At 51.4% G+C, this 14,686-nt stretch carries 11 protein-coding genes, 1 tRNA gene and 1 rRNA gene; 5 read left to right on the top strand and 8 right to left on the bottom strand.

The window, feature by feature from the left end; genetic code table 11:
• From FYJ73_RS07710 to FYJ73_RS07695, 4 genes are all read right to left on the bottom strand, one after another.
• Nucleotides 1-322: ribosomal RNA gene (locus tag FYJ73_RS07710) — 16S ribosomal RNA — on the bottom strand; the annotation flags it as partial.
• A 1,219-nt stretch (nucleotides 323-1,541) separates the two neighbouring features.
• On the bottom strand, nucleotides 1,542-2,093 hold the full coding sequence (locus FYJ73_RS07705; RefSeq protein ID WP_154534138.1) for a TIGR00730 family Rossman fold protein: 552 nt from the start codon (nucleotides 2,091-2,093) through the stop codon (nucleotides 1,542-1,544).
• A gap of 12 nt (nucleotides 2,094-2,105) precedes the next feature.
• Complete coding sequence (locus FYJ73_RS07700) at nucleotides 2,106-2,981, bottom strand: sigma-70 family RNA polymerase sigma factor (protein WP_154534141.1); 876 nt, start codon at nucleotides 2,979-2,981, stop codon at nucleotides 2,106-2,108.
• Nucleotides 2,982-3,171: 190 nt separating this feature from the next.
• Nucleotides 3,172-3,852: a tetratricopeptide repeat protein gene (locus tag FYJ73_RS07695; RefSeq protein WP_154534137.1), complete on the bottom strand. Its 681-nt coding sequence runs from the start codon at nucleotides 3,850-3,852 to the stop codon at nucleotides 3,172-3,174.
• A gap of 167 nt (nucleotides 3,853-4,019) precedes the next feature.
• On the opposite strand from FYJ73_RS07695, the gene FYJ73_RS07690 reads away from it, so the two are divergent.
• Entirely contained in the window at nucleotides 4,020-5,690 is a 1,671-nt protein-coding gene (locus FYJ73_RS07690) for a formate--tetrahydrofolate ligase (protein WP_154534136.1), read from the top strand.
• Between the two features lie 74 nt (nucleotides 5,691-5,764).
• Here the strand turns inward: FYJ73_RS07690 and FYJ73_RS07685 are convergent, their stop codons facing one another.
• The 4 genes from FYJ73_RS07685 to FYJ73_RS07670 all read right to left on the bottom strand — a co-directional run bounded on the left by FYJ73_RS07685 (nucleotide 5,765) and on the right by FYJ73_RS07670 (nucleotide 10,266).
• Nucleotides 5,765-7,141 (bottom strand): alpha/beta fold hydrolase, encoded by a 1,377-nt coding sequence (locus tag FYJ73_RS07685; protein WP_235899282.1) that lies wholly within the window; start codon nucleotides 7,139-7,141, stop codon nucleotides 5,765-5,767.
• Nucleotides 7,142-7,266: 125 nt separating this feature from the next.
• Entirely contained in the window at nucleotides 7,267-9,126 is a 1,860-nt protein-coding gene (gene ftsH / locus FYJ73_RS07680) for an ATP-dependent zinc metalloprotease FtsH (protein WP_154534135.1), read from the bottom strand.
• Between the two features lie 57 nt (nucleotides 9,127-9,183).
• Nucleotides 9,184-10,086 carry a patatin-like phospholipase family protein gene (locus FYJ73_RS07675; RefSeq protein WP_154534134.1) on the bottom strand — a complete coding sequence of 301 codons (903 nt, stop codon included), beginning with the start codon at nucleotides 10,084-10,086 and terminating at the stop codon, nucleotides 9,184-9,186.
• Between the two features lie 106 nt (nucleotides 10,087-10,192).
• Nucleotides 10,193-10,266 (bottom strand) — tRNA-Thr (locus FYJ73_RS07670).
• A 384-nt stretch (nucleotides 10,267-10,650) separates the two neighbouring features.
• Between FYJ73_RS07670 and FYJ73_RS07665 the strand changes: the two genes are divergently transcribed.
• From FYJ73_RS07665 to tpx, 4 genes are all read left to right on the top strand, one after another.
• Nucleotides 10,651-12,018 (top strand): MATE family efflux transporter, encoded by a 1,368-nt coding sequence (locus tag FYJ73_RS07665; protein WP_154534133.1) that lies wholly within the window; start codon nucleotides 10,651-10,653, stop codon nucleotides 12,016-12,018.
• Nucleotides 12,019-12,195: 177 nt separating this feature from the next.
• Nucleotides 12,196-12,747, top strand: coding sequence for an RNA polymerase sigma factor (locus FYJ73_RS07660; protein WP_154534132.1), 552 nt, complete (start codon nucleotides 12,196-12,198; stop codon nucleotides 12,745-12,747).
• Nucleotides 12,744-14,057: an outer membrane beta-barrel protein gene (locus FYJ73_RS07655; RefSeq protein ID WP_154534131.1), complete on the top strand. Its 1,314-nt coding sequence runs from the start codon at nucleotides 12,744-12,746 to the stop codon at nucleotides 14,055-14,057. The genes FYJ73_RS07660 and FYJ73_RS07655 overlap by 4 nt, the downstream gene beginning before the upstream one ends.
• A 101-nt stretch (nucleotides 14,058-14,158) precedes the next feature.
• Nucleotides 14,159-14,659: a thiol peroxidase gene (gene tpx / locus FYJ73_RS07650; protein ID WP_154534130.1), complete on the top strand. Its 501-nt coding sequence runs from the start codon at nucleotides 14,159-14,161 to the stop codon at nucleotides 14,657-14,659.
• Nucleotides 14,660-14,686 lie beyond the last annotated feature (27 nt).

Here is a 14,686-nt window from a genome sequence, read left to right as displayed (position 1 = left end):
TGTGGGGGACCTTCCTCTCAGAACCCCTACTGATCGTAGACTTGGTGGGCCGTTGCCCCGCCAACAATCTAATCAGACGCATCCCCATCCATAACCGATAAATCTTTATTCCAATTCAGATGTCTTCCTCGGAACACATAAGGTATTAGACCGCATTTCTACGGATTATCCCTTAGTTATGGGCAGGTTGGATACGCGTTACTCACCCGTGCGCCGGTCGTCGCCCAGCAAAAGCAAGCTTTCGCTGTCGTTACCCCTCGACTTGCATGTGTTAAGCCTGTAGCTAGCGTTCATCCTGAGCCAGGATCAAACTCTCCATTGTAAAATATCATGGTTCCTTCATCAGCCTTGCGGCCGAATCGGAAAAAGTTTCTCTGTCACAGGACGCGATGGTTTATTGAAGTCTTCCTGTTTTCAATATAAAATTGAACGGTTCGTTTCTTCTACCCAATTCCTTACATCCTATATATAATAAGGTGTAGGAATCGCTTCTTGTACTACTCTCTGTTGTATGTAATCTTCTCAAAGAACTCTTTCTCGTTGCTCTCAGTGTTTGGCGTTTGCCGTAGTTCTGAAAAGCGAGTGCAAAGGTACAGCTTTTACCAATACCCTCCAAACTTTTCCCGAGTTTTTTTGAAGAAAATACGCAAGTTTTCGTTTTGTTTGACAAAAAGAGAGGCGGTCACCTTATTAAATATTATAGGGGAGGACGGAAGAAAGCAAAGACCAGGTGTCGCTGCAAAGCAGCAACCTACAGAACCCAGCACAACAAAAAAGAGAATCTGAGACAATGATACCGAGAAGCTGAGACAATGATACACAGAGGAACAGAGACAGTGATACACAGAGAAACTGAGACAGTGATACACAGAGAAGCTGAGACAGTGATACACAGAGAAGCGAAGGAGATAAAGACACGTTTAAAACATTAAGACACGTTTAAAACATAAAGACAGAAAGAACATATTTATGAAGCAAATAGAAAAATATATGTCCTTTATGCCAAAAACAAGAAAGGAGAATATATGTCTTTGATGTCTTTATCTCTAAATCTGAAGAAATATATCCTTCAGTTGCTCTGTCTTTATCATCTCACTCTTTTATCACCCGCTCTTTTGTCTTAACTTATGACAATAAACCACGGCTGAGAATCGATTCTTTTGAACGAAGGCCTGTGTCTGTCGGATTTTCGCCCAAAATGAGTCAAAATTATAAGTCGCTAACAATCAATACTTTATATTGTATATACTTTTTAGACTCCCCAAAACTTCATGATTTTGTCTGTCAAACAACTGAGATGACCTGCACAAACAACTGAGATGACACGCACAAACAACTGAGATGACACGCACAAACAACTGAGATGACCTGCACAAACAACTGAGATGACACGCACAAACAACCGAGATGACAGCAAACGTGCACTTTCGAGGGCGAAAAAGCTTTGTTTTTTGCAGGAAGGAAACAAAAAAATAGTCCGCTCAACTCTAGATTGAGAGTTGAAGCGGACAAGCTTTTGTAAAAAGAAAATCCAATATCTTTTATTCTGCCGATGGCGTTACTTGAGCCAGCAACATCCGGAGCTCATCAAACGTGTTGGCCACCTGTATATATTGTGTATAGTTGCCTCGGATCATTCCCTTTGCCTGCAAATCATCGAGCAGTGCTACGAGCGAGTCCCAAAATCCGCCGATATTGTAGAGAATCACCATTTTGCGATGATAACCGATGGTGTGGGAGGCAGCTACAGTAAAGAGTTCATCAAGCGTGCCGATACCCCCGGGCAGCGCCACAGCCACGTCGCACTGCACCAGCATAAGGTGTTTCCGGTCATCAAGGTTGTCGCAGGGGATCTCAACGTCGACATATTGGCTTTGCCGCCCGCCTTGCTCCACGAGGGCAGGAACGACGCCGATCGTCAATCCCCCAGCCTCGTGCACGGCGCGTCCGATGCTTTCCATCAGTCCACTGTTGCATCCTCCATAGACAAGGGTGTGGCCCTCAGCCGCCATCCATTGTCCAAGTTCATCAGCCTTTTGGAAATAGGCAGGGGCTATGTTGTTATTAGCAGAACAAAAAACGGCTATTTTCATTTTATTTACTTATTATCCGAGATATTGTCTGAGCGTTACCGCATACCTGCTATTGCGGATCTTGCGCAGCGCCTTTTCCCTGACCTGTCGTATACGTTCACGGGTCATACCCATCTCGTCGGCGATTTCCTCAAGACTTTTCTCCATGCGTCCGATGCCAAAGGACTCAGTGATGATGCGTCGCTCACGGTCGTTGAGTACTTCCTTGAGCAAGTCATTGATGAAGAGATTCATCGACTCTCGGTCGAGCGAGCTGTCGGAGCGTGAGTCAGCGTCGTCGGAGGAGAGCGTGTCAGCCAGCGAGTTGTCGTCGTCGTCGCTGATCGGAGCATCGATGCTCGTTGAGCGTCCGTTAGCTTCGAAGGCGGAGATCACCAAATCCTCGTCGATACCCGTCATCGCGGCGAGCTCATGGGTAGACGGCACGCGTCCATGCTCCTGAAGGAACTGCTCTGTGGCTCTATTGACCTTCCCGGCGATGCCCACTTGGTTAAGCGGTACGCGTACGATGCGACTCTTGACAGCCAAGGCCTCCATGATGCTTTGGCGTATCCACCACACAGCGTAAGAGATGAACTTGAAGCCACGCGTCTCATCGAACTTTTCAGCGGCTTTGACGAGTCCCACATTTCCTTCGTTGATCAAATCAGTAAGTGATATGCCTTGATGCTGGTACTGCTTAGCTACAGAAACGACAAATCGCAGATTGGCGCTGACGAGTCTGTCGCGTGCGCGCTCCCCGGCGGGTCCGCCTTGGTGGATGGTATGTGCCAACGTGGCTTCCTCGTCGGGAGTCAACATCGGCTCGCGGGCAATCTCAGTGAGGTATCGGTCAAGTGCCTCGCTGTTTCGGCTCGTGATGTTCTTTGTGATCTTGAGTTGTCTCATCATAGAGGTTCTGGCTAGTTATGTATTATTTATAGTTTGCCCGCAAAGTTACTATATTTTTCTCAAAACGATGCAAAAAGATAAATAAATCATCATGAAATATGATAATCGTGCAAAAAAAGAAAGTTTCTACCTGTTATTTTTGCACGACAAACTCAGTTTGACAAACAGATTGCAATAGAGATCTTTTCTATTCTTTGGTTTGCCTGTACATATCCCTCAGTTGACCTCTTGAGACGCCAAGCGCAACCAAGCGGTCGAGGTCTTTTCTGGCTTCATTATAGCGGTGCAGGGCAATGAGCAGATCGGCGCGCGCCAAGAGCCAGTCACGGTTGTCTGGCTCACGACGCAGGGCTTCACCATAGTCATATACCGCCAATTCCTTCATATCGCGTTCCTTCTCAATACCGGCACGTGCCGCCCAGGCTGTCGCCGAGTCGGGATAGGAAGCAATCAGCAAATTCACGCCGTCCATGGCCTCGGTATAGTGATGATCCTTTTGATTGAGCAATGCCAGCCCCAGACGCGCGTCGAAGTTGCCGGGCACCACGCGTAACACATTTTCGTAATCAAGTCGCGCAAAGTTGTAGCGCCGCAACTGCGTGTTGGCATAAGCGCGATAATAGCGGGCGGCCAGATGATCGGGATGACGGCTGATCACCCAATCGTATTCGTCCTTGGCATACTGCCATTCGCCCAACTGCATGTTCCACGCCGCCTTGCGAAGTCTCAGATCGACAGAATCGGGATGATAAGCCAGTGCTTCCACAGCCAGCTTCAGACTGTCGCGCAAAGCCTTACGGTCTTGTTGCGCATGAGCAGACAAGCTCAGCAACAGACTCAACACCAGAGATACGAATGTTTTATTCATCATGGATATGAAAATATTTCCGGCAAAGATAGGGCTTTTTTGTTTTTTTGGCATCAATTCCGAGGCTAATAATGAATAAAAAAGAGAAAAAACAAGTAACTTTGCACAATATATACAAAAAGAGCCCCTATGGGACACACATATATTAAACGCATTAAAGTAAAAAGATGAAATCGGATATTGAAATTGCACAATCGACAGTTCTCCGTCCCATCAACGACATCGTCCGGCAACTGGGTATCGATCCAGAGAAGACTGAAGGCTACGGTAAGTACATCGCCAAGGTGGACATCAGTGCCATCAAGGAAGAAGCCGTGCGCAAACATCACCTCATCCTTGTGACCGCCATCAGTCCTACCAAGGCGGGCATCGGCAAGACAACGGTCAGCGTGGGTCTGGCTCTCGGCATGAATGCCATCGGAAAGAATGCTGTGGTGGCACTGCGTGAGCCTTCCCTCGGTCCTTGTTTTGGCCAGAAAGGCGGTGCCGCCGGCGGTGGTTATGCACAAGTACTGCCGATGGACAAGATCAATCTCCACTTCACAGGCGACTTCCATGCCATCACCTCGGCTAATAATATGATTGCCGCTCTGCTCGACAACTATATCTATCAGCATGCTGCCGACGGATTCGCACTGAAAGAAGTACTGTGGAAGCGTGTCCTGGACATCAACGACCGTGCACTCCGACATATCGTCACCGGTCTCGGCCCCCGCACCAACGGCATGATCGCCGAGACGGGCTTCGATATCACGCCCGCATCCGAGATCATGGCGATCATGTGCTTCGCTACCAGCGTGGAGGATCTGCGCCGCCGCATCGGCAACATCCTGCTCGGCATACAGTACGACGGCACACCGTTCTATGTCAAGGATATGGGCGTGGAAGGTGCCATCACCGTACTTCTCAAGGATGCTCTCAACCCCAACCTGGTGCAGACCACTGAAGGCACGCCGGCTATGGTGCACTGCGGACCTTTCGCAAACATTGCCCACGGATGCAACTCGGTGGTTGCCACGCGCTGTGCGCTGACCTACGGCGACTACGCCATTACGGAGGCAGGATTCGGTGCTGACTTAGGAGCAGAGAAATTCTACGATATCAAATGCCGTAAGGCGGGGTTGCAACCGGATCTCACCGTGCTCGTGGTGACGCTCAAGGCCCTGAAAATGCACGGCGGTGCCTGCTATGACAAGATCAACGAAAGCAACATCGATTGCGTGAAGAAGGGCATGTGGAACCTCGACAAGCACGTGGAGAACTTGCGCCGCTTCGGCCAGACAGTAGTCGTTGCCTTTAACCGCTATGCCGACGACTCGTATGAAGAGATGGAGGCTGTGCGCCGCCACTGCGAGGAGGATCTGCACGTGATGTTTGCTGTCAACGACGCTTACGCTGAGGGCGGAAAAGGTGCGGCAGCACTGGCCCGCATGGTCGTCGGTGCTGTGGAGAAAGAGCCGTCCAAGCCTTTACAGCTGCTCTATAAAGACGAGGACAGCGTGGAAGACAAGATCACTGCCGTGGCCAAGAAGATCTATGGTGCCGGCAAGATTGTCTACAGCAAAAAAGCCAAGCAACAACTGCAACTGATCGAGCAACTGGGTATCAGCCGTTATCCGGTCTGTATTGCCAAGACGCAATACAGTTTCTCTACCGACGCAAAAGCCTACGGCCCCACCGACGGCTTCACGATGGAGATCGACGACATCGTCATCAACAATGGCGCTGAAATGCTCGTGCCCGTAGCCGGCAGCATGATGCGTATGCCGGGCTTGCCGAAAGATCCGCAAGCCAACCACATCGACATCGTCGACGGCAACATCGTGGGATTGTCGTAATACTGATAAAAATAGAAACTATATAAAAAGAATAGGAGAAGAGTCAGCCCCCTTCTCCTATTCTTTTTTTATATTTATTTCCTGTTGATATTCTTAGCCACATAGTTACAAGCCAGCTCCACCGCACGGTAGAGATCCTGACCGAAGCCGTGGTCAAAGCCCGGGAGCTCGTCGTATTCACTACCCTTCCATATATTGTGGAATCGCTCACCGTAGGTATAGGGTACGATGCGGTCGCCGGTACCATGTACGATACAGGCCGGACCATGATACTTGGCTGCCGTCTCGTAGATCGGTAAGCGGAAAGCCGTGCGCACATAGTTGCCGCCCAACTTCACATGTCCGCCCATCATAGGAATCACGGCTGGAGGATCCAGCGGATCATACACCGAGCCAAAGGTGTTGCCACGAATGGCATCATCGCGCAACACAGCAGCCGGGGCCATCAGTGCTACGGCGGCGACACGTTTCTCGCCAAGCTCGCCTGCTGTCATGCTGGCAACGACGCCACCCTGAGAATGGCCGATCAGTGCCACGCGTGTGCTGTCAGCCCAAGGCTGCGAGCAGACATAAGCATAGACCTTCTTCGCATCTTCTATTTCGTTGGGCACGGTCATCTCCTCAAATTTCCCTTCGCTCTCTCCATGGCCGTTGAAGTCGAAACGCACCGTGGCGATCCCATGGCGCAGCAAAGAGTCGGAGAGCAGTGTCATCAGCTGGGCGTTTTTGTTGCCGCCGAAGCCGTGCATGAGTATTGTCACCGGCATCCGCCCTGTCACACCTTCCGGACGGCTGACAATAGCAGACAGTTTGCCTTTGCTGCCCTCAATGGCGACTTTCTCATCGATAGCCTTTGCCTTGCCCTCAGGAAAGAGTTCGGTCAGCGTTCGTTCCAGCTTCGGCCACAGCACAGTGCTCAGCACCACCTTGCCCTGTGGGTCGATGAGCACCATCGAGGGAATCCATTTCACGCCATAGGTCTTGGAGATCTGGGCATCGTGGAACTTCACAAGCTCGCTGACCTGCGTCCAGCGAATGCCATACTTCAGCAAGGCTTTCTTCCAGTTCTGTGCATCGGTATCGAACGACACCCCGACAAATTCCACTCCTTTGCCATGGAAATGGTCATACATCCTGAGCATCTCAGGGATGTCGCGACGGCAGTCGGGACACCAGGAAGCCCAGAAGTCGAGGACAACATATTTTCCACGCAACTTCGAGAGCTTGAAAGTCTTGCCATCCACGGTCTTCATCTTGAAGTCGGGAGCCTCGGTGCCTGCCTTCACTAAATCGGTGGCATACTTACTGTCGAAATCCTGCGGCATCATCATGGCTGCATTGTGCCGCTGATCTTGCCCCTGTGCGGAAGTCCGCACAGAGGACAGTGGCGACAACAGCAACAGCAAGGCACAGAGTCCCTGCGTGATCATTCTCTTTTTGTTTCTTGTCATTGTCTTTTTGTCTGATTCTATATCTGATTTGTTGTTAGCAATAATGGATCTGACAGAAGCGTCACATCCGTCAGACAAAAATAAGCAAAAAAGCAGGGACTGCCAACGCAATCCCTGCTTTTTTATTATTCTTTATCCTTTTCGTAACTCTTGAGCACATTCATGAACTCATCGCCCGTGATCGTCTCCTTGCTCAGCAAGATCTTGGCAGCAGCGTTCATCTCCGGCTCATGGGCTTTGATGATGCCGACAGCCTTGTCATGAGCCTGTCGGATGATGTCACGCACCTCAGTATCGATGTCCTTGGCTGTCTGCTGCGAACAAGTCAGACTGCTGGCACCGCCAAGATACTTATAGCGTTGCTGCTCGAGTTGCATCATGCCGAACGTGTCACTCATGCCATAGGTCGTGATCATGGCACGAGCCAACTGTGTAGCCTTCTCGATGTCGTTGGAAGCACCTGTCGTACATGTGTGGCACATCACCTCCTCAGCGGCACGCCCTCCGGTGAGTGTGGCAATTTGGTTGAGCATCTCGGTCTTGCTCATCAGATGCTTCTCTCCACTGTCGACCTGCATGGTATAGCCCAGTGCGCCACTCGTACGCGGCACAATGGTGATCTTTTGCACCGGTGCGGAATGGGTCTGCATGGCTGCCACCATGGCATGTCCAAGCTCATGATAGGAGATGATGCGCTTCTCCTCAGGCGAGATGACGGCACCCTTCTTCTGTTCACCGGCAATGACCGTCTCCACACTCTCCTCGATGTCATCGGTCTCGACCTCGCTCTTACCAAGTCTCACGGCACGCAGAGCAGCCTCGTTGACGATGTTGGCGATGTCGGCGCCACTGGATCCGGCAGTAGCGCGACCGACTACATCCAAGTCGATATTTCCGTGTTTTACCTTCTTCAGATGTACTTGGAAGATTGCCTTACGCCCTTCCAGATCCGGCAGCTCCATGATAATGCGGCGATCGAAACGTCCGGGACGCAACAGTGCCTTGTCCAAGCTCTCCGGCCGGTTGGTGGCGGCAAGGATCACCACGCCTTTGGTGGCATCGAAACCGTCCATCTCAGTGAGCAGCTGGTTGAGCGTCTGCTCACGCTCATCATTGCCCATGGCTTGGTCACGGCTCTTGCCGATGGCATCGATCTCGTCGATGAAGATGATACACGGTGCCTTCTGTGCAGCCTGACGGAACAGATCTCGCACCTTGGCAGCACCCATACCGACGAACATCTGTACAAACTCGGAACCGGAAATCGAGAAGAATGGCACGTGAGCCTCACCGGCCACAGCACGCGCGATCAGCGTCTTGCCTGTTCCCGGCGGGCCAACGAGCAGTGCGCCTTTGGGCAGACGGGCACCCAAAGCTGTATATTTCCGCGGATTGTGGAGAAAGTCGACGAGTTCCTTGAGCGTTGCCTTGGCCTCGTCCTGCCCGGCGACATCGGCAAAGCGCGTCTTTACGTCACTCTCGGCATAGACTTTCGCACCGGAGTTTCCCAAAGAGAGAAAACCTCCGCTGGCACCTTTCACCATCTTATTGGCTCCCGCACGCCAGATCCAATAGAAAATCAGACCCGGCAGGATCCACCAAAGAAAGAAGTCAACAATGGGAGAATTCTTCTGTGGCAACTGCTTAGTAAAAACGATGTGACCACCTTTGGCAGGGCTCTTCGCCTTGAGCAACCGGTCTACCAACTGGGGATCGTTGACCTCGGTGGTACGGAAATACTGCTTGCCTTTCCTTCCTGCCACCTCATAATAGATGCGGCCCTCCTTGATGTTGACGCTCGTGACCGTTCCTTTGTCCACAGCTGTGACAAAAGTGTTGTAGTCAGCATCCTTCACGGGCTGGTTACCGACGTAGGGGAAAAGCAGACTGTTGAGAAGAATCAAGACCAACAGTCCCACAAAAATACCACTCCAACCGATATTGGGTTGGGGTTTGTTGTTATTGTTCAACTTACTCTGCTTCATGGCATAACGAACTTTGTTTCTACTCCGCCCTCTGCAAAGTATATGCCAAACAGGCAGTTAGCTTTTTTTAAAGCTTTTCTCTTTCAAAGTCTTCTCCATGACTTGTCGCCCATAAGCAATGATCTCGTCGGCACGCGTAAAGTCGAAGAGACCAAAGGCGTCCATCGGTATGTCAGCAAGGATGTCGGGAGGTGTCAGCCGCTCAGCCATCATCGTATTGTTTTGTACCGACAGGCAGGCTACCCGCACAGCCATTCTGACATAATTGCTCGACAATCCTGACTTCATGACTGGTATCCATCGCATCCAAAAGCTACTATTCTCACGCGTTGTCGCAGGTGCGCCATTGCTCTGTGGATATGCGTCGGGTGCACTCGCATTGACGGCGACAAGCAGATCCCCTTTCTTTCTGCTCACCACGTCCAAGGGCAGCGTGTCGTGTACACTGCCGTCGACATAGAGTGCGCCGCCTATCTCTACAGGTTTAAAAAAGCAAGGGATAGACACCGAAGCACGTATGGCCTGCGCCAGTTCGCCCTCTCGGAATACATATGGCTGTCCACTGATGATATCAGAAGCCACACAAGCATAGGGTATCGGGAGATCCTCAATACGCACCTCTCCCACTATCTGACGCAACTCCTTGAGCAGCCGCTCACCGCTGGCCAGATGATCCAAGCCGGGAGAAACATCCATTATCTTGAGCATCTGCATCTTTGTCAAACGATGCGCAATCGTTTTGAGCTCCTCCATCTTGCCGGCAACAAAGAGTCCACCCACCAGTGCGCCCATCGATGTTCCCGCCACAGAAGTGATATGATAGCCATGCGCTTGCAAGGCCTCAATGGCTCCGATATGTGCAAAGCCGCGCGCGCCGCCACCGCCAAGGACGAGAGCGACATCCATGGAAGATCTTCTGAAACGCTGAAGGAAAGAGTGGAATGTATCGAGAATGTTCATAAGCTAAAGAGGAAGAAGACCGATGTCCTTATTAGAAATCGAGTCCTATATATATAATAAGGTGTAGAAACAAAGAATCCTTCCCCGTGAGGAAGGATTTTTGATGAGCCTCTTGTCGGATTCGAACCAACGACCCCGAGATTACAAATCACGTGCTCTGGCCAACTGAGCTAAAGAGGCAGGTGGGCAAGCGGTTCTTATCGCGTCGCTACAACCAAGTACCCTTGCTACGTTCCCGTCCTGGGGGATTCCAAGGGAGCTGACCGTAAGAGACTTGCCCATGTTGATCGCATCTGTTTTCGCAAATGCGGGGGCAAAGTTACAATTTTTTCGTCAATCAACGAAGGATAAGTGTCAAAACTTACCATCATTTAATATTGATTAACAACACGCCCTCACCCATCCAACCTTGTCAGACGCCAACATCTTCACTCGCTTCTTTCCACATTCCCAAGAGCAACGGATTCATAGAGAAAATCATGGGCATACAGCTATGAAACGATGGATATATGAGAAAAAAACTATAACTTTGCAGAGAAAAGTTAGAATCAATCGTGTTGAGTCATGGGAAACGAGAAAAGCAAGGACAGCAAGATGATGGACATGCTCCACGGACCTCTCTTAGGCAAAATGCTGCAAGTGGCTATGCCTTTCGCAGTGAGCAGCATTCTGCAACAGCTGTTTATCTCGATCGACGTGGCTGTGGTAGGGCGCTTTGCGTCGAGTGAGGCACTGGCAGCCGTCGGTGCAAACACCTTTCTCATCAACCTGCTCATCAATCTCTTTGTCGGCATATCGGTCGGTGCCAACGCCGTCATAGCCATGGCCATTGGCGCCCGAGACCGTCACCGTGTGCGCAACGCCGTAGGAACCACATGTGTCATTGCCATAGTATGCAGCTTGCTGCTATTGATCATAGGGCTGACCTTTGCACCTACGATACTTCGCTGGATGGCGACGCCGCAAGAGATTCTTTCCGACGCAACGACCTATCTACGCGTTTACTTTCTGGGTGTACCTTTCTTTATCGTCTTCAACTTTGGCGCCGCCATTCTGCGCAGTAAAGGCGACACACGCCGCCCGCTGTATATGTTGCTTGCCGCCGGCGTGGTCAATACGCTCTGCTGTCTGCTCTTCGTCATCGTCCTTCACTGGAGCGTGGCGGGCGTGGCGGCGGCTACGGGGTTGGCCAATGTGTTCAGTGCCTCGTGCATGATATGCGTATTGCGCCATGAGAGTGGGCCTTTCCGTCTACAAGCCACTCGACTGCACGTAGACCGTCAGTCACTGCGCCGCATTCTGGTCATCGGCATCCCCACCGGCGTGCAGAGCATGCTCTTCTCCTTCAGCAACGTGTTTGTTCAAACCGGCATCAACAGCTACGGTGCCGCGGCCATCGCAGGATCGTCAGTGGAACAGAACTTTGAATACTACTGCTATTTTCTGATGAGTGCCTTCACGGGCACCGCCGTCACCTTTGTCGGACAAAACTATGGTGCCGGCCTCATCGACCGTTGTAAGCGTGTGTTTTGGTTGAGCATGGCCTGCGGTGCGCTGTTCTGTTTGGCCGGCAACCTGCTGTTCTACAGCGGGCGCGGTTTTTTCCTCTGGCTGTTCACCGCCGATCCCGATGTCACCGCCTTTGCCCGTGAGCGACTGTCCGATGTGCTCATCTTCCAATGGATCGCGGCGAGTTACGAGATTTCGGCAGCATGTCTTCGTGGATTGGGGCATTCGCTGGAGCCTACGCTGATTGCTATCTTTGGCACCTGCGTGTTTCGACTGGGTTGGATCTTCTTCTATTGCCCGTCGCATCCCGGCTTCAACCATCTCATGGCCGTGTATCCCATCTCGTGGATACTCACCGGCGTGCTAATGCTCACCGCCTATGCCATCACCCTCCGACAGGTGGCAGCACAACATCGGGCGTAGGTAAAATATATAATAGTGTAAGATTATATGACAATGGTATAGAGTTGTATATATAATAAGGTGTAACTATCTAAAAAATAAGGGATCGATTCACGCAAGGTTCTGAACATATCTGCATTTATCAAGCAAAAGATCAGGATCATAACAAGACATTAACACCATAGGAGTGTTGCCATCATGAAGGTCATCGACAAGGAACAACAGATCGCAGAAGCCTTTCGCCGGGGAGAAACCTCGGCGATGGACGACCTGTTCGCACTGTTCAGCGGGTATCTCATGGGTGTGGGTATGCGCTATATCGCTGACGACGACGAAGTGAAAGACGTGTTGCAAGAGGCTTTCATCAAGATCTTCACACAGTTCCACACGTTTCAGTACCGCGGCAAAGGCAGTCTGAAGGCATGGGTGACGCGCATTATGGTCAACGAATGTCTGACAACGCTCCGCCAGAAGCAAAAGATCGATGTCGTCGACGGGGAGCAAGTCCCCGACCTGCCCGACGAGGAGCCAGACACAGAAGGGCTCGACGGTAATGTGCTCATGGAAATGATCCGACGTCTGCCCGAAGGCTACCGCCAAGTGCTCAACCTCTACGTCGTAGAAGGCCTGAGCCATAAGGAGATCGGACAAATGCTACACATCAAACCCGACAGTTCGGCTTCGCAGCTACACCGTGCGAAGACGATGCTTGCCAAGATGATCAACGACTACAAAAGGAGGTTAAGATGAACGACAAATGGATAACAGACATCAAGCGGAAGGCCGACAGCTATGAGCGGAAGGCCCCCGATGATATGCTTGACAACATCAAGCAAGAGATGGCACGCCGTGGTCTGACGATGACGCCACCGCGCCCCATTGCCCAGACACGCCGTCTGACGTGGCAACGATGGGCTGTCGCCGCCTCACTGGCAGTGGCCGTTGGAGGTACAGCCGTATATCTGGCTTTGCTACAACCCGATAGCGACACAATGCTATCGCAACAGCTACAGCACCGAGAACCTGCAACACAAGTGCAACGGCAAGCTTCGGCAAACGTCGAGCAGCATACGGCACAACCAGCAAGCATCCCTACTTCAAGTCTGATCGTCCAAGTCTTAAGTAAAAACCATGGTAAGAGGACAATGCCATCTGCTTCGATGATAACAGAAGAATACAAAGCGAAGAATGTCTCGAACCCTCAGTCTGCTTCTGTCGAGAACAACACTGTAGAGACGAAAGACGCGAATACGGTGGTAGAGATTGAGACGCGCAAAGCGGCAGAGCAACAGCGGACTTCGGCAAATCAATCTCAAAACAGTTACAAGGATCACTGGGACAGCAGTGACCGACTCTTAGCATACAATAATGAAAGCCCTCACCATACAATACATGTGGGTGCTTACTACCAGGGGGTTGGCGGCTTTCAGAGAAATGGCAACAGTAATGGGCAAGTCATGACGATGAGCGACCCGATGGTGGCCAGTGTACCCGTACTCTACGCCTACCCCTCTCTGCTCACCAAGGTTCTTCAAGAAACTCCCATGCATAGTGAGAAGCATCATCATCTGCCAGTCCGTGCAGGGCTTTCCGTGTCGATACCTCTCAACGGGCAATGGGGCGTGACCACGGGACTGACCTACAGTACGATGAGCTCCGACTTTGAGGATCTCTATGCCAACCACCGTGAGAGCAGTACACAGCGACTCCACTATCTCGGCATTCCAGTGAGCGTTCACTACAATGTATGGCAGCAGAGCAAGGTGAAAGTCTACGCCAGTGCAGGCGGTGAAATCGAAAAACTGGTGTATGGCAAGAAGAAGACACACTATGCCGACATGACCACCAACGAGACGATAACGACAACGATCAGCGAGCACCGGCCTGTGCTGAGCACACACGTCCACGCTGGCATCTCCTACTCGGTATTGCCGAGCCTCAGCCTCTTCGCCGAGCCCGGCCTGTCGTACCACTTCAAGAATGGCAGTGGCGTGAAGTCAGCCTACACCGACAAGCAGTTGCTCTTCAACGTCAACGTGGGAGTGAGGTTCGGAAAATAAATGGAACTCTATTAATATTTCGAAAAAGAGAGGGAAAGATTTGGCACTTCACACAGTGTTTCGTAAATTTGCGGCACTCAACACATTAAACACTAAAGATTATGGCAAAAGTTAGTTTATTAGGCAATGCGATGAACACCATCGGCACTCTGCCCGCAAAAGGAAGTATCGCACCTGATTTCGAGGCTACCAAAGGTGACCTCAGTACACTGAAACTCAGTGACCTGCGCGGCAAGCGCGTAGTGCTCAATATATTCCCCAGCCTCGACACGGCCACCTGTGCCGCCTCCGTACGTCACTTCAACGCTGACGCTTCGAAGATGGACAACACCGTGGTGCTCTGCATCTCTGAGGATCTGCCTTTCGCTCAAGGCCGCTTCTGCACGACAGAGGGCTTGAAAAACGTGGTTCCCGTGTCGCTGTTCCGCTCTCCCGAGTTCGGTAAGGCTTATGGCACCGTGATCGTCGACGGTCCGATGCGTGGTCTGCAGTCCCGTGCCGTCGTCGTCGTTGACGAGGAAGGTAAGGTCGTCTACACCCAACAGGTGGAGAAGATCGAGGATGAGCCGGACTATAAGAGTGCGCTGGAAGCGCTGAAATAACAAAAAGTCCCGCGGCTGTTGCCGCGG

The organism is Hallella mizrahii, assembly GCF_009695775.1.
Lineage (GTDB): Bacteria > Bacteroidota > Bacteroidia > Bacteroidales > Bacteroidaceae > Prevotella > Prevotella mizrahii.
The sequence above is the reverse complement of the archived record's forward strand: the minus strand, read 5'-3'. Positions and strand labels throughout refer to the sequence as shown.